Origin of the sequence: Dyella subtropica (assembly GCF_026283965.1) — a bacterium.
In the GTDB taxonomy this organism is placed as follows: Bacteria; Pseudomonadota; Gammaproteobacteria; order Xanthomonadales; family Rhodanobacteraceae; genus Dyella_D; species Dyella_D subtropica.
The window spans coordinates 1-15,325 of sequence record NZ_JAPDPD010000014.1 but is presented as its reverse complement, the minus strand read 5'-3'; the positions used below and the strand labels follow the sequence as shown (position 1 = coordinate 15,325).

At 63.3% G+C, this 15,325-nt stretch carries 19 protein-coding genes; 5 read left to right on the top strand and 14 right to left on the bottom strand.

What is annotated here, in order from left to right; genetic code table 11:
• Positions 1–412 precede the first annotated feature (412 nt).
• On the bottom strand, positions 413–1,234 hold the full coding sequence (locus OUZ45_RS13265) for a DUF2884 family protein (protein ID WP_266170596.1): 822 nt from the start codon (positions 1,232–1,234) through the stop codon (positions 413–415).
• Positions 1,235–1,447: 213 nt separating this feature from the next.
• Here OUZ45_RS13265 and OUZ45_RS13260 point away from each other — a divergent pair, with 213 nt between their 5' ends.
• Together OUZ45_RS13260 and OUZ45_RS13255 are read left to right on the top strand one after the other, a co-directional pair.
• On the top strand, positions 1,448–3,106 hold the full coding sequence (locus tag OUZ45_RS13260) for an FAD-binding dehydrogenase (RefSeq protein WP_266170595.1): 1,659 nt from the start codon (positions 1,448–1,450) through the stop codon (positions 3,104–3,106).
• Entirely contained in the window at positions 3,103–4,110 is a 1,008-nt protein-coding gene (locus OUZ45_RS13255; RefSeq protein WP_266170594.1) for a 2-dehydropantoate 2-reductase, read from the top strand. Before OUZ45_RS13260 ends, OUZ45_RS13255 begins: the two co-directional genes overlap by 4 nt.
• Before the next feature lie 607 nt (positions 4,111–4,717).
• On the opposite strand, the gene OUZ45_RS13250 is transcribed toward OUZ45_RS13255, so the two are convergent.
• From OUZ45_RS13250 to OUZ45_RS13210, 9 genes are all read right to left on the bottom strand, one after another.
• On the bottom strand, positions 4,718–5,941 hold the full coding sequence (locus OUZ45_RS13250; RefSeq protein ID WP_266170593.1) for a low temperature requirement protein A: 1,224 nt from the start codon (positions 5,939–5,941) through the stop codon (positions 4,718–4,720).
• Positions 5,942–6,004: 63 nt separating this feature from the next.
• Entirely contained in the window at positions 6,005–6,313 is a 309-nt protein-coding gene (locus OUZ45_RS13245; protein WP_266170592.1) for a DUF2845 domain-containing protein, read from the bottom strand.
• A 117-nt stretch (positions 6,314–6,430) separates the two neighbouring features.
• A complete protein-coding gene (locus OUZ45_RS13240; protein WP_266170591.1) occupies positions 6,431–6,703 on the bottom strand; it encodes a DUF2845 domain-containing protein in 273 nt (90 codons plus the stop codon).
• Between the two features lie 31 nt (positions 6,704–6,734).
• Positions 6,735–7,307: a DUF924 family protein gene (locus tag OUZ45_RS13235; RefSeq protein ID WP_323137554.1), complete on the bottom strand. Its 573-nt coding sequence runs from the start codon at positions 7,305–7,307 to the stop codon at positions 6,735–6,737.
• Positions 7,308–7,310: 3 nt separating this feature from the next.
• Positions 7,311–7,751 (bottom strand): PA2169 family four-helix-bundle protein, encoded by a 441-nt coding sequence (locus tag OUZ45_RS13230; RefSeq protein WP_266170590.1) that lies wholly within the window; start codon positions 7,749–7,751, stop codon positions 7,311–7,313.
• A 117-nt stretch (positions 7,752–7,868) separates the two neighbouring features.
• A complete protein-coding gene (locus OUZ45_RS13225; protein WP_266170589.1) occupies positions 7,869–8,621 on the bottom strand; it encodes a DUF2884 family protein in 753 nt (250 codons plus the stop codon).
• A gap of 65 nt (positions 8,622–8,686) precedes the next feature.
• A complete protein-coding gene (locus OUZ45_RS13220; RefSeq protein WP_266170588.1) occupies positions 8,687–9,163 on the bottom strand; it encodes a hypothetical protein in 477 nt (158 codons plus the stop codon).
• Entirely contained in the window at positions 9,163–9,708 is a 546-nt protein-coding gene (locus tag OUZ45_RS13215) for a peroxiredoxin (RefSeq protein WP_266170587.1), read from the bottom strand. The genes OUZ45_RS13220 and OUZ45_RS13215 overlap by 1 nt, the downstream gene beginning before the upstream one ends.
• A gap of 97 nt (positions 9,709–9,805) precedes the next feature.
• The gene (locus tag OUZ45_RS13210) at positions 9,806–10,264 is read right to left on the bottom strand and encodes a hypothetical protein (RefSeq protein ID WP_266170586.1); all 459 of its coding nucleotides are present in this window, start codon (positions 10,262–10,264) and stop codon (positions 9,806–9,808) included.
• Between the two features lie 210 nt (positions 10,265–10,474).
• Between OUZ45_RS13210 and OUZ45_RS20775 the strand changes: the two genes are divergently transcribed.
• From OUZ45_RS20775 to OUZ45_RS13195, 3 genes are all read left to right on the top strand, one after another.
• Positions 10,475–10,915: a glycine zipper 2TM domain-containing protein gene (locus OUZ45_RS20775; protein ID WP_323137553.1), complete on the top strand. Its 441-nt coding sequence runs from the start codon at positions 10,475–10,477 to the stop codon at positions 10,913–10,915.
• A gap of 18 nt (positions 10,916–10,933) precedes the next feature.
• Positions 10,934–11,350, top strand: a complete 417-nt coding sequence (locus tag OUZ45_RS13200; protein ID WP_266170585.1) for a universal stress protein — start codon at positions 10,934–10,936, stop codon at positions 11,348–11,350.
• 299 nt (positions 11,351–11,649) lie between these two features.
• On the top strand, positions 11,650–12,471 hold the full coding sequence (locus OUZ45_RS13195) for a ferritin-like domain-containing protein (protein ID WP_266170584.1): 822 nt from the start codon (positions 11,650–11,652) through the stop codon (positions 12,469–12,471).
• A gap of 24 nt (positions 12,472–12,495) precedes the next feature.
• On the opposite strand, the gene OUZ45_RS13190 is transcribed toward OUZ45_RS13195, so the two are convergent.
• From OUZ45_RS13190 to OUZ45_RS13175, 4 genes are all read right to left on the bottom strand, one after another.
• Entirely contained in the window at positions 12,496–12,759 is a 264-nt protein-coding gene (locus tag OUZ45_RS13190) for a hypothetical protein (protein WP_266170583.1), read from the bottom strand.
• Positions 12,760–12,769: 10 nt separating this feature from the next.
• Positions 12,770–13,219 carry a DUF6491 family protein gene (locus tag OUZ45_RS13185; RefSeq protein ID WP_266170582.1) on the bottom strand — a complete coding sequence of 150 codons (450 nt, stop codon included), beginning with the start codon at positions 13,217–13,219 and terminating at the stop codon, positions 12,770–12,772.
• Between the two features lie 78 nt (positions 13,220–13,297).
• Positions 13,298–14,032 carry a hypothetical protein gene (locus tag OUZ45_RS13180; protein ID WP_266170581.1) on the bottom strand — a complete coding sequence of 245 codons (735 nt, stop codon included), beginning with the start codon at positions 14,030–14,032 and terminating at the stop codon, positions 13,298–13,300.
• Between the two features lie 156 nt (positions 14,033–14,188).
• Complete coding sequence (locus OUZ45_RS13175; RefSeq protein WP_266170580.1) at positions 14,189–15,079, bottom strand: LytTR family DNA-binding domain-containing protein; 891 nt, start codon at positions 15,077–15,079, stop codon at positions 14,189–14,191.
• Between the last annotated feature and the right edge of the window lie 246 nt (positions 15,080–15,325).

Sequence of the window (15,325 nt, the reverse complement as noted above, 5' to 3'; positions counted from 1 at the left end):
GACTAGGGATGCTCTGATCTATTCCGCGTACCCGTCACCGCCCTGTATGCGCGCAGCGGTTTGCCGCAGCGGCGCACGCGGGGAGAGTCCATGGATGGACTCGGCTCTGAGGAGCGAGGAAGGCAGACTGGCCGTCTGTCGAGACGCTGGGGCGAAGCGCTGCGTGCATACAGAGCGGCCCCAACGTGTTGAATTGAATGATGGGGTGACGTCCAGAAGGCCCGCAGGTTGTGTTGCGCGACGCCGGGCAGACTGGCCGCGCGGCGCAGCCTGCGGGCCTTCTGGACGTCATGCCGGGTACGCGGAATAGATCAGAGCATCCCTGGTACAGGATAAAAAAAGCCGCGCCCCGGGGAAGGGGCGCGGCATCAGGGCCAACCACGAGGGAGAAACTGGGGCCCTGGAAAGCCGCTCAGCGCAGCGCGACTTTGGGTTCCTTACCGGTTGTTGCCTTCTTCTGCTCGTCCTTGTCGTGTGTCATCAGCTCCAAGCGCGAGCCGTCGGCAAGGCGGAACTGGAACTGCTGTTGCAATTGCTCCAGCGCCTGTAAGCGAGGGCATAACGCGCGTGCGCGCACCTCAAGCTTGTCGGCGCGTGCGTTGACTTCTTTATCGATGGTCTTGTCCAGCGTATCGGCGCGCGCCTGCAAGGCAGCCACCTTGCTCTGATCGCCACTCAACGCCGCTTTCACCGCGCCGGCCGTGACCTTGCTGACCAGTTCGGACACGGAGTCCTGGATGCTGTCAGCCACGACGTCGCTGATCGCGTCGTGCTTCCACACGCCATGGCCGAGCGAGCCATCGATCTGCGCCAGCGCCTGGGCGCGCCGCTCGTCCAGGCGCCCCACCATCTGGCGGCGTTCGCTCTCGTTTTCGGCGAAGGTCATCATCACCGCGCGCATCGCGGTGAAGCCGATATCCACGCCGTCGCGCGCGACGCCAGCCACTTCCGGCAGCAGCGCGCGCACGCTGGTTTCATACTGACGCAGGCGGACGGCATCGTCGGCGGAGACGGCTAGATCACGGCCATCCACACGCACAAAGCCATCGTGCATGAATACCTTGCCCGGCATACCGCTTTCGCGATCGAAGCGGATGCCCGAGTCATCGACCTGCAGGTTGTAAGGCGTGTCGTAACCGCAGGCCGGATGATTGATGTGAATCTCGCGCGCCTGAGCCGGCGCACCAAGCACCAAGCCGAGCGCCAGCGTGATGGCAGTAAACGTCGTACGCATAAGTGCCTCCCTTAGAGCCTGTTTGCGGTCTCTGCATGGCCGGCCGCTCGTCCCTCGGCTCGTGATGGCACGATGCGCCGCGGCTAGTAGCCGAACATGGGCCAGGCGTCATGCCCTGCCATCGGTCATAGCTGCGTCATGGCGCAATGCGCATAGGCAGCCATCTCGCGACACGCTAAGTTGGGGGCTTGGTTCGCGACGGGGAACGGGGACATGCGGGACAGGTGCGATGTGATCGTGATCGGCGCTGGCCTGGCTGGCCTGGTGGCCGCCACCGAGCTGACCGACGCTGGCAAGCGGGTGCTGGTGCTGGATCAGGAGCCGGAACAGAGCCTGGGTGGCCAGGCGTTCTGGTCCTTCGGCGGCCTGTTCTTCGTCAACTCACCGGAACAACGGCGCATGGGTGTGCGTGACTCGCACGCGCTCGCCCTAGCCGACTGGATGGGCACCGCAGCGTTCGACCGGCCGGAGGATCACTGGCCGCGCCGCTGGGCCGAAGCCTATGTGGATTTCGCCGCTGGCGAGAAACGTCCGTGGCTGCATGCGATGGGCATGCGCTGGTTTCCGGTGGTGGGTTGGGCCGAACGTGGCGGGCACGGCGCTTATGGTCATGGCAATTCGGTACCGCGTTTTCATGTCACCTGGGGCACCGGGCCGGGTGTGATCGAACCGTTCGTGCGGCGCGCTCGCGAGGCGCAAACGAAAGGCCTGCTGCAATTCGGCTTCCGTCATCGCGTGGATGAACTGATCGTCGAGAACGGCACCGTCGTCGGTGCGCGCGGCAGCGTACTGGCCGATGATGCGATGGAGCGCGGCAAGCCGAGTTCGCGCGATGCGATCGGCCACTTCGAACATCGTGCGCAGGCCGTGATCGTCGCCTCCGGCGGTATCGGTGCCAATCATGAACTGGTGCGCCAAAACTGGCCGCAGCGTCTTGGCGAGCCGCCGACTCACATGCTCAGCGGCGTGCCCGCTCATGTGGATGGCCGTATGCTCGGGATCAGCGAGACAGCCGGCGCGCGGCTGATCAATCGCGATCGCATGTGGCACTACGTCGAGGGCATCGAGAACTGGAACCCCATCTGGCCGATGCATGCGATCCGCATTTTGCCCGGCCCTTCTTCGCTATGGTTCGACGCCACGGGCAAGCGACTGCCGGGCCCGCTGTGGCCAGGCTTCGACACGTTGGGCACGCTGGAATACTTGCGCGGCACCAGCTACGACTACAGCTGGTTCATCCTCGACCAGCAGATCATCCGGCGTGAGTTCGCGTTATCGGGTTCCGAACAAAATCCCGACCTCACCAACAAGAGCTGGCGCCAGGTGGCGAAGCGCGCCGTCGGCAAGGGTGCGCCTGCGCCGGTGGAGGCATTCAAACAGCATGGCCGCGACTTCATCGTGCGAGACACGCTGGAGGAATTGGTCGCCGGCATGAATGCGCTGGCCGGCAACGGCCTGCTCGACGCAGCGCTGGTCCGCCGCGAGATCGAGGCGCGCGACTTGCAGTTCGACAACCCCTACGCCAAAGACGGCCAGGTGATGGCCATCCACAATGCGCGCCGTTACCGCGGCGACAAGCTGGTGCGCGTGGCGAAACCGCATCGGTTGCTCGATCCGGCGAATGGACCGCTGATCGCTGTGCGGCTCAACATCCTCACCCGCAAAACGCTGGGGGGACTTGAGACCGACCTGCAGGCGCGCGTGCTCGGCCACAATGGCCAGCCGCTGCCGGGCCTGTACGCAGCCGGCGAGGCGGCCGGCTTTGGCGGTGGTGGCCTGCATGGCTATCGCGCGCTTGAGGGCAGCTTTCTCGGTGGCTGTCTTTTCTCCGGACGCGTCGCCGGACGTGCCGCCGCGGCGGCCGTCGCATGAGCGATCGCCCAGCTATCGTCGTCTATGGCGCTGGTAGTGTCGGCTGCTATCTCGGCGGGCGACTGCATGATCAGATCGCCGTACGCCTGATCGGCCGTGCGCGCATGGCCCATGTGCTGCGTGAGCGCGGTCTGACCCTGAGCGACCTACAAGGCTTCCATCGGGTCATTTCAGGCACATCTTTGGACATCCAAACAGAGCCGCAGGCGGCCGTCGCATCGCTGGTGCTGGTCACGGTGAAATCGGCCGATACCGCGCAAGCGGGCCGCGAACTGGCCGATGTGTTGCCGCCAGACGCACTGGTCATCAGCTTCCAGAACGGCCTGCGCAACGCCGAAATCCTGCGCAACACCCTGCCCGGCCGCACCGTGCTCGCAGGCATGGTGCCGTTCAACGTGCTACAGCAGTCGCCCGGCGTGTTTCATCAAGGTTCGAGCGGCGAGCTGATGGTCGAAGAACACCCGGCGCTCGCGCGTTTTCTTCCTGTCTTTGAGGCAGCGGGACTTCCCTTGCAGCAACGACAGGACATGCCGGCCGTCCAACGCGCCAAGCTGCTGTTCAATCTCAACAACGCCATCAACGCCCTATCCAACGTGCCACTGCGGCAGCAACTGGCTGAACGCGGTTGGCGACGCTGCCTGGCCTTGGCCCAGCGCGAAGCCCTGTCAGTTTTTGCCGCTGCCGGCCTGCCGCTGGCGCGACTGACACCACTACCCGCAAGTTGGCTGCCACGGGTATTGGAACTACCGGATGCGCTGTTCACGCGCATTGCACCGCGCATGCTGGCGATCGATCCCCTGGCGCGCTCCTCGACCTGGGAAGACCTGCAGGCGGGCCGGCGCACTGAAGTCGACGCCCTGCATGGCGAAATCGTGGAACTGGCTACTCGCCTCGGCAGACGCGCCCCAGTCAACGAACGCATCATCGCCCTGATACGCGAAGCAGAAACCTCACCAGTCAAATGGACGTCCGAACGTTTGCTCGCATCTCTCCAACAAGCTTAGCCCCCGTTTTGCTCTTGGGGTTTCCATCGGGGTGTTGCACTTGTATCCAGAGTCCGCCTTACTTTTCTCTGGGCAAGCAGAGAAAAGTGACTCGGACCGCGGCAGCGGTTCGAAAGCCCGCCGCAGGCGAACCAGGTTGCGACAACGCGAACATCAAACGGCAATGCCACTGGACCCCGGCCTACGCCGGGGTGACGACGGTGAGAGGTTATCGCGAGCACCCGACCCTCACCTCAATCCTCTCCCCCGTGCACAAATCGGTAAACGGGGGAGAGGGAGCAAAACCAAATCAGTGACTCGCCTCTTCGCTCAACATGCGACGCACCGAGCGCAACGACAGCGTTTCCCATGCCGCCACCAGAATCAGCACCGCGGTGGTCAGCTCTCTGGGCAAGCAGAGAAAAGTGACTCGGACCGCGGCAGCGGTTCGAAAGCCCGCCGCAGGCGAACCAGGTTGCGACAACGCGAACATCAAACGGCAATGCCACTGGACCCCGGCCTACGCCGGGGTGACGACGGTGAGAGGTTATCGCGAGCACCCGACCCTCACCTCAATCCTCTCCCCCGTGCACAAATCGGTAAACGGGGGAGAGGGAGCAAAACCAAATCAGTGACTCGCCTCTTCGCTCAACATGCGACGCACCGAGCGCAACGACAGCGTTTCCCATGCCGCCACCAGAATCAGCACCGCGGTGGTCAGCGCCGACAGCCACAGCACCGACAGCAGAAAGGCGGGTGCCACCAGAAGCACCAGCAGGCCCAGTCCGACTAGGTGCGACAGCGGAAAGCTGATCTGGTTGACGGTCATCTTGAACAGCGCATTGCCCAACAAATAGAGCGCAGGACCACCGATCAGCACCGCCACGCTGGCGATATCGCAGCGCGCATGCGGCTGGCTGAGGCTCAACTCATCACCCACGGCACTCACCACAATGCCAGCCACGATCAACAAATGCAGATAGGTATAGCCGAGCCGCGCCGTGCGCCCCGGATCGGAGGAGTGGCGGATCGCGTGACTGGCGCGGTCGGCAGCGAGGTCGAAGTAGATCCACCACATCGCCACGCAACCGAGAAAGGCGACGGCGAAAGCGAAGATCGTATCGGCTTGCCGCGCCGTCTGGGCGAAGCTGGAACCGGTCACCACCACCGATTCGCCCAGCGCGATGATCACGAACAGGCTGAAACGTTCAGCCAGGTGACCACCCTCCACGTCCCACTCGGCAGTACTCGAACGGCCTAGGCCCGGCACGTAGAAATACGCAGCGGGGCCAAGGTATTCGATGGTCAGCGCCACCACCCAGAAGGCGAACCTGATTTCGCCTCCCAATGATCCGCCGATCAGCCAGAACACGCCAGAGCAAGACAGCCACACGGCAATGCGGATGATGTTGCGCCGGTTCGCCGCAGGCGCGTCCCGACCCATCGCCCACAGCATGAACAACGTCCGGCCCACCTGCATGGCCACAAACGCACCTGCGAACAGCAGGCCATGCTCGCCGAACGCGTCGGGCAACGAGGTCGACAACAGCAGGCCGGCGAAGGTGAGTGCCAACAACATCACGCGGACGGCAAGGCGCTCGGGGTCCAGCCAATTGGTGATCCAACCGGTGAACACCCATACCCACCAAACGGCCAGAAACAACAGCAGTACGTGGACGGCGCCTACCAGATTCAATGCCTGCAACAACGTGTGCGAGAGCTGCGTGATCGCGTAGACAAAGACCAAATCGAAGAACAACTCGATATTGGTGACCTTGCCGTGTCCACCCTCGACTCGGGCCCTTAGCAGGCTGCCAGCCGATGGACCTTGCGTGGACGAATACTGCGACATAGAACGGCCTCCCCTTGGATCGCCGCCTTTATCGCATGACGCTCGACGCCACCGCCACGTGCACTACCCCCGCTCATCGATATGAGCCACCTTGCCGTCCACCATGGTGATCGTGGTGGTACGACTGCCGCGCCGGTATTGCCACCGCTCGCCCCCCTTCGCCTCGGGCTTCTTCCCTTTGTGCTTGGCGCTGCTGGACTTGCCACTGCCGGCCTTGTTCCCACGCGCCTTATGCGTGGGTTTACCGAGCAGCTCAACCACCCGTGCGGCGCTATCGCCGGTGGTCAGCACCTTGTTGCCGACCCGCAGCGTGTCGGAGGCGCGGGCATCCCATGCCCACGCCAACAACACCAACAAGAAAATCCGGCGCATAAACATTCCCAGTCAGCCACGGCAACGGCACGTGTCGGGAAACCATAGCCGCGCCAGAATCAGGGCGGCATCCGCGCCACACCAGCCGAGGTTGTAGGACTTGCCGAGTTGTTCGTGTCAGCGCGAGCGGTCTTCTATCAGGCTGACCTTGCCGTAGATGATGGTGATCATGGTGATTCGGCCGTTGTCGCGCTGGTACTGCCAGCGCTCGCCGAGATAAGCGCCTTCGTCGTTCTCCACCGGCTCTTTGAATTCGGGCTCGCCCAACAGCTGTATCGCGCGCAGGGCGCTGTCTCCCACGGTCAATACTTGGCTGCCAACGCGCAATGTGCTCGTGGCATCGGCGGCAAGGCTGATCAGCAACAGCGGAATCAGCAAATAGCGACGCATGACGGATCTCCTTTCCTCGAGATGAGTAAGACTAGAAACCTGCACCGGGTTCGGCGAGGTAGCTTTCCTCGGCCGGCGTTGAGCGCCGACCGAGGATGGCATTGCGATGGGGGAAGCGCCCGAAACGATCGATCACCGCCTGATGGCGGCGCGCATAGCCAAGGTAGTCCGCATAACGCTCGTCGTTCGGCGCCTGCGTGCATAAACCGCCAAACAGGTCGACAGAGCGTTGCTGTAGGGCGGCATCCTCGGCATGTTCCAGCGGCAAGTAAGCAAAGCTCCGGCGGAGCAACGGCAACGCCGTGTCATGGCCGCGCACAATGCCGGCAAGGGCCAGTGTCTGCGCTTGCAGATCGCAGGCGAATGCCCGTGAATCATCGCGATACAGATTGCGACTGAACTGGTCCAGCAGGATCAGCAGTGCCAGCCAGCTGTCAGGCGTTTCCGCCCACGCGGCGAGTTCGCCGCGCGCGGCTTTGGCATGCAGTACGCCGAAGCGTTCGCGTATCCGGGCATCGAAAGCATCATCACGGTCGAACCAGCGCACCTCATGGGCGGAATCGAACCAGAAATCCAGCAGGTCCTGCGCCGTAGGCATAGTCATCGCTCAACCGTGGGTGGTCCCGGCGAGACAGTGCATATCTTTGTGCATGCCGTAAAGGCGACTCAATTGGCGTCCCAGCACACCGCGAGATTCCACCGGCGCCCGCTGCAAACGCCGCTCGAAGCTGTGCAACAGACCGCACTCGTGACTCGCCAGGCGTTGCACCCAGGCGGTATCACGATGCGCGGAGAAACGAGTGAAAACGTCCGCCAGCAGGCTCTGCAGGGTCCCGGCCATGCTGCCGTGTTCGGCCGGCACGCCGCCGTCGGCACGAACCTGGCCTTGCAGGTCGTCGATCAACGAGTCGAGCGTCTGCAGGTTTTCGAACAGCAGCATCTGCAGCGCCGGGTCGCGCACCTGCGCCATCGCCCGCCGATGCAGGTCGCGATCGTCGATGCCGCGACGGATCAGGGCGTTATAGAGCGGGTGGTTGAGATGCGACACGGTGACCGCCTCCGGGCGGTTCGAGGGATGAGACCAGACCGTCGCTATCCTCGAACTCGCTCACTTAGCAAGACATTAATCCGCCCGGCCAAGCCCTCGATCGCTCAGCTCCCGTTGTTACTGAGCGATCTGCAACAGGTTGAGCGGCTGTCCCTTACCCCCGCGTACACCCTGCTGCAATTCAGCCAGGTGCCGGATCGAGGGGCACAGCGCCTGGATTTGTGGGCGCAAGGCCTGCATCCGGCGCTCCAGTCGCGGACGCAACTGGGTGGCGAGATCGGAGGCACGATCGCGTAGGCTGGCAGCGGCTTGCAGGTCACCGCTCAGGGCCGCCTGAACGGCCTGCTGGCCGAGGTCGCCAGCCAGCAAGGGCAACAGATCGCTGGCGATCTGGCTGGCGTATTGGTCGGCCATGTCGCCCTGCCAATCATGCGTGCTATTGCTGGTAGCGATGCGCTGCTTCAGCTCCGCCACACGCGAGGCGAGGCGTTGGTTCAGTTCGGCCTGTGTGTCAGCGCCAAGTCCCATGCCAGCAGCTTCTTCGCGCACCGCCTGGGCCAGGATATCCACGCCGTTTTGCGCGACCGCTTTGGCGCGTGGCGCGAGCGCGCGCAACTCCCGTTCGAACAGCGCCAGCCGATCCTGATCCTCGGCATTCAAATGCACCGGCGCGCCATCGGTACGCAGGTTGCCATCCTGCAGCTCAACATGGAACGGCGCCGGCTGCGGCCGATCGAACATCACGCTGGCGGCTTTCAGCGTCAGGTCGTAGCTGCTGCTGGCTTGGCAGGTCGTGGCCAGATCCTGCGCGTGCAGGCCAACGCTGCCAAAAGCCAGGATCAGAGAAAACAGAAGCGGGGACCGGCGCATGCAACATCCTCAATAACGAAGAAAGCAGCGATACCCTGCCGCTTACCAACCTTCGCTGAATCCGCTCATGCTCCCCGTGTTCTGAACTGGGCGCTCACCGACGGGCGCCCAAGCTGCCAGGCCAGCCACAGCATCACGGGCACAGCTATCGCCTTGAACACCAACACGATCTGATAGGTACGGCGAGCGCGCTCGACCATCATCATCGCCAGCTCGGCCATCTGTGGCTGGGCTTGTGCCGCCTGCCTGGCTTCCTCGAGCTGACTCCACTGCGTCAGCATCACCCCACCGGTGACCAGTGACCACACGGCCAGCAGCACCGCCACCACGCGCATGGCGTCGCGCGCCCACGCTTGCCGCAGGATGCAACCGGCGCTGACCACAATCACCGCGAGGGAGGCGGCGAGATAGATGTACTCGGCGTGACGCGCGTACTGCAGGCAACCAAAGACTGCCAGCATGAGCAACAACCACAGCACCAGGCGCCATGCGGCAAACCCCGGAAAGGGATTTGCCGCATGGCCATGAGCCTTCAATGGCATCAGGACGCGGCCTTCAGCGTCGCCAGATCCGCCAGCACCTGGGCGGAATTCTTCTCTGGGTCGACATCCTGGTAGACCTTGGCGACCTTGCCCTGCGGGTCAACGATGAAGGTGGTGCGCTTGGCGTAGTGCATACCCATCTTGGAGGTGAGCACGCCATAGGCTTCCGACATCTTGCGCTCGGCATCGGCCAGCAGCGGGAACGGCACGTGATACTTGGCGGCGAACTCGGCGTGCGATTTCACGTCATCCAGACTCACACCCACCACATCGGCACCGGCCTTGCGCAGCTTGGCGATGTCGTCGCGGAAGGTGCAGACCTCCGTGGTGCAGCCCGGCGTGAAATCCTTGGGATAGAAGTACAGCACCAGCCAGTGGCCGCGATAATCGGACGCTGCGTGCCATTTACCGTTCTGGTCTTGCAGGCGGAAATCGGGCGCGGCCTGACCAGACTGCGGCAAGGCCGTGGGCGCCTCGTCGGCGAACGCGGGGGCCATCAGCCCAACCAGCAGGATCAACATGAGTAGCAGGACGTTACGGCGCATGACGTGACTCCAGATGTGGGGGTAAGCAGGCGAAGTGTACGCGTAGCAACGACGAAGGGCGCCCCATGGCGCCCTTCGTCAACCTGCCATCATGTTTTTACGGCTTGCTGATGGTGAACTTGCCCACCGATACGCCCAGGTTGATGCCTTCGCCCGTACCCTCCAGGGCCAACGAGGTCGTGCCCTTGGTCAACAGCTGCACCGTACCGCTCTTGACCACGCCAGCCTCGGCACCCGCCTGCACGTAGTCGCCGAAGACATCCTCGATGCCACGAACGTGGGTGATCTCGCCCTTGCCGTTGTCGATGCGGAACTTGCCTGCGGTAAGGCCGCCGCCCACGACGTTGATCTTCACTGCCGAATGTTGCCCGTTTTTGCAGCTAATCGCGCCCGAGCCCTCGGCGTGCTTGTACAGGATCGACCAACCGGTAAGGTTGAACTTGAGGTCGCAATCCACGCTCGCCTCAGCCGCCTGCGCATGCGTCACCGGCCATGCGGTCATGCCGCCTGCGACCGCCAATATCAGCGCTGCCATTCCCATAGAACGCTTGATCATGGTCATCTCCTTTCGCGGTAGTAAGGGTTGGTGCACTGGCCATGGTAGACCGCTCCGCTGAACGGTCCGGCAAGGGCGAGTGGCGATGTTCAGACTTCGCTACTGCATGTGATTGCGGCGTGGATGCCCGCTTTCGCGGGCTCGTTGATCTGTCGCTAACAAGGCTGCGCGCAGACTTATTCCCCCAAGGTCACCAAGGGAGAGGACGCCATGAAACTGCAGACCGCACTCGCCGCTGGCCTGTCTCTTCTGCTGCTCGCCAGCAGCGACCTTTACGCTCAAACCACCGCCCCATCTAGCAACCCTGCGCCCGCGACGAGCAGCACGACAGCCCATCACGCCACGCCCCAACACAAGACCACCAAACACAAGACGACCAAGTCCACCGCCGTCACCCAGCCAAGGACCCGCACGGTGTGCGAAGACGTGACCGTGCAGGACACGCCTAAAGACTCCAACCAGATCGCCGGCATGGCGATCGGCGGCGTTGCCGGCGGCTTGCTGGGCAACCAGATCGGCAGTGGCAAGGGACGGACACTGGCGACGGTGGCCGGCGCCGTGGGCGGCGGCTATGCGGGCAAGAAAATCGAGGAGCACCAGCAGGCCAAGAACACCCATGTCGAGCATCGCTGCCACGAAGTCACCGAGTAAGGCCAGGTAGGCAACCTCATGCTCAAATACGCACTGGTCGGCTATGACGGCTCCGCTTCGTCGCAGCGTGCGTTCCGCTACGCGGTCGAGCTGGCACGCGCAGGCGGTGGCCGGGTACGCGTGGTGAACGCGGTGAAGTTGATCGAAGGCGCTGCGGATACCTGCGCACTGGTGATGGCCGACTCCGGTGCTCAGCGCGCCAACGAACTGCTGGCGGAACTGAAGACCATGGCGCCAGAGGCGGAAGCGCTCATCGACGTGGAAGTCGTCCCCGGCAATCCAGGCGACGCGCTGCTGCAGCAGGTCAAGCAACACGGCATCGACCACATCGTGATCGGCCACACCGAACGCGGTGCACTGGCGCGCTGGCTGCTCGGCTCGGTATCCACCGACGTGCTGGCCGGTGCGCGCGTGCCAGTGACCGTGGTGCCCTGACAGTAGTGTTGAAGAGGGCTTTGCTTCCCTTTACTCGCACCATCCATAGTGCGTGCCCTTCGGGCCAGCTCCGCTGGTCGTGCGCGCTCCTGCGCGCACCGTCTCAACTCGCCGGAACCGGCCGGCTTGGCCATATATCACGCCCGGACCTTTACTCGTCCAGACCAGGCGCTCGCTATAGGTCGGTAGGCATTAATCCACCGCGGCGGTCTCGTCGTATGCTGTTGTCACAGAACAGTCATGCCAGGCCGGCGTACGCCCCGTAACGAACCGGCCCGGGCCCGCACAGGAAATCCCGCGTGAGCTACAACATCTCCTTGCCCTGGAGTCTGGAAAGCCTGGACCTCGATCGGATCGAATTCGAGCGAATCCGCCACAACGAAGACCTCTTCTTTCTCCTCTGCAGCTCCTCTTTCGTCGAGAGCGGCTCGGACCTCTATACGCACAACCTCGTCGACCACTTCGCTGGCGACGAGACCCTGCAGACCTGGCTGAGCCAGCATTGGGAGCACGAGGAGTTGCAGCACGGCCGCGCCCTCGCTGCCTATGTGAGAAAGGTATGGCCGGAGTTCGATTGGGAGCGCGGCTTTCAGTCGTTCTGGCAAGAGTACGGCGCGGTGTGCACCACGGACCAGCTGGAGACCAGCCGCGGCCTCGAACTGGCCGCGCGCTGCGTGGTGGAGACCGGCACCGCCAGCTTGTACCGCGCCCTCAATGACATCACCGACGAGCCGGTGCTCAAACAGCTCACCAACCGCATCAAGAGCGACGAAGTGCGCCACTTCAAGCACTTCTACCATCACTACCGGCTGTACCGCGAACGCGAGGGCTTCGGCCGCTACAAGGTGTTCCGCACCATCCTCAAGCGGGTGAACGAGATCAAGAGCGAGGACAGCGACATCGCCCTGCGCCACGTGTTCAACCAGTGCTATCCGCAGCACAAGGAGGACCAGGCCGAGTTCAAGCGCATCACCGGCCGGGCGCAAGCGCTGCTGCGCCGGAACATCCCGGCCGAGATGACGGTGAAGATGCTGCTCAAACCGCTGGACCTGCCGCCACGCGTGCAGCATCTGGTGGAAAAGCCGCTGGCGAGGATCGCCGAAAGGCTGTTTCTCAACTAGGACGGCTCACTGCTTGCGACAGCGTTACGAGCGTTCTGCTTCGAGTTGTCGCTCGATCTCGTCGATCGGCCGCGGCGGCCAGTGATACCAGTTTTCGTGCGGCGAGAACTTCTTGCAGGCGAGGCAAATAGTGATTTCCCAGCGGTAGCTGCAACCCGGGCAAACGCCACCGGTCCAGAACGTGTTCCACACCGTGTCGCATCCACCCATCATCGATGAACACCGCCAGCGGCTACTGCCCGCCGGACGCCAGGTGCACAACGGGCAGTAGATTTCAGGCTCGCTCATACCTCGGACATCAGTTCTTGGCGGCGGGATCTTGCGGACGCGACGCAGCCTCGATCTTGCGCTGCTCGTGTTCCACTGCCCTCATCTTGGCGACATCGATCGGCCGGATCTGCGAGATGGTGCAAGGGAAGGTACGACCGGTAAGCACCTTGTCGAAGTTGATCGACACTTCACTCATGTTGGAAGTGAGGCCAATGGCGTTGGTGAATTCCAGATCCGGGCAAGGCCCGCTCACACTCAGCAGCCATGCCTGATTCGGCCGGGTGTAGACGGCGAGCTGGCTGTTGCCCAGCGGCTCCCACGAATACAGCTCGAAGAAGCGGAAACTGCGTACCGGCTCGCCGGCGGCGGCGGCATACGCTGCCTGACGATCGCTCATACGCTGCGCGTAAGGCACGCTGGCGCAGGCAGCCAGCGACGTGGCGAGTACTGCACCGATCAAAAGACGTTTGGCAAACATGGGGACGACCTCCGTGTGGGGGACTATCGCAAGAACGCGCGATGCCCCGATCAGTGCACATTCCTTATGAACGGGCATTCATTTCTTCTTGCCCTTGCTGACGCTTTGCCACTTGGCGGGATCGAAGCCACCGACTTCATACACCAGCTGCAATTTCTTCTCGCCATCCTGCATGGTGACGTCGATGGTGATCTTCTTCGCCTTCTCCAGCATGGCAATGAATGCCTTGTCATCGCGGATCATCAGCGCCGGCTCACCGGTGCTGGGTGCGAAGGCCTTGATGCCGGTGTCCTTGCCGTCCACCACCGTGTGCAGCGTGCAATTGGCCTTGCACACGAAGCCATGGGCACCACCGCTGTAGAGGAATGCGTTCTGGCCCCACTCGGTATGCCGGCGCAGCACCAGGCGCACGCGATCGTTGCCGGAAGGCTGGCTGCTATAGATGGTGGCCGTGGATTGCGTGCCGCCTTGCATCGGCGACACCTGATACAGCCACAAACCCTGCAGGCGATTCTTCTCGCTGGTTTCCTTCCAGCGCTTTTCGATCTCGGGCAGGCTCTGCTGCACTTCCTTGGCCGCCGCGCTGTCGGGATAACGGCTGACGATGTCCTTGCCCATCGTGGTAGCCATTTCGTCGTTACCGATGCGCAACAGCTGATGGTAGGTGTCCAGCTTCTTCGCCGCTTCATCGGCCTGCGCCTGAGCCGGCGCCTGGGCTGCCGGAGCCGCCTGATCACCCGACGGCGTGCAGCCGGCAAACACGAGCATGACGCCCAGGGCGGTAGCGACGGAACGGAAGCGCGGCAGGTTCATCGGCAAGGTCCGGTGACAAGAAGGCGCTTAGAGTGGAACGGCTAGCAGGACGGCGCAACTGTAGGAGCGCACCCTGTGCGCGAAACGGCCCGATAGGGCCGCGCCTTTAGAACATCGGCCCTGCTAGCGCAGGGCTTTCGCCCACAGGGTGGGCTCCTACAGGGTGACTACGGCCTCACCGAAACGCTCCCGCAACAACGCGCGGTAGCGCCGGCTGCAGGGAATTTTCGCGCCGTCGCGCAACGACAAACGGGCATCGCCAGTGTCCAGCGGTTCGATTTCGGCCAGGTAATCGAGGTTGACCACGTAGCTGCGATGCACTCGCACAAAGCGTCCGGGATCAAGGCGATCTTCAATCCCGGCCATGGTGGCGCGCAGCGGATAGTCGCGCCCGCGCACATGCAGGTTCACGTAGTTGCCTGAAGCCTGCAGCCACTCGATCTCGCGGGCGGCGATCAGGAATTCCTTGCCCAGCTTGCGCACCAGGAAACGCTCCGGCCGCTCCACCGGCTCCACCGGCGGACCCACGTCGGGCTCTGCGAGCAGGCTCGCCTCGCCCTGCAGGCGGCGCAGCACGAAGCCATAGAGCGAGATCAGCCCGACGAACAGGAAGTAGGTGCGGATATCTTTGAGGTACTCGTAGCCCAACTGCTGCAGCCAATCGCTACCGAAATCGTACTGGCTGCCCATGACGGCATAGGCCAGGTGGCGCAGCGCCACCATGATCCCGACATGGGCCAGACTGAACGGGACGCTGAGCAACAGGTGCACCTTCAGGCTGCGCCGCCAGCTGTCGAACCGGAACGGCCAACGCCGCGCCGCCATGACCACCAGCGGCACCAGAGCCAGGATCGTCAGGCCGCTGCTCACCTCCCAGATCCACGGCTCGATGCCGGAGGTGCGATGGGCTCGATATACGGTGTCGAACCAGGCGACCAAACCGTTGAACACGGTATTGAGCAGGATGGACAGCAACCAGACGCCCACCTCGAAGGGGCGCTTCCAGCGCTGGAATTTCCGGATATCGAAACCTGCCTGCTCGCTCATGGCGCGATTCATAGGGGTGCTCTGATCTATTCAACGAAGGCGGCATGATGCCCAGAAGGCTCGCGGTGCGTGTTGCGTGGCGCCGGGAAGGCTGGTCGCCTTGGCAAGCCGCGCGGCACGCACCGCGAGCCTTCTGGGCATCACCCCGTCTTTAGTATTCACATGTGGGGGCCGCGGTGTCAGCTCGCCTGCGGCCCGGGCGCCGCCTCGACAGACAGCCAGTCTGCCTTCGCCGACGCCCGGGCC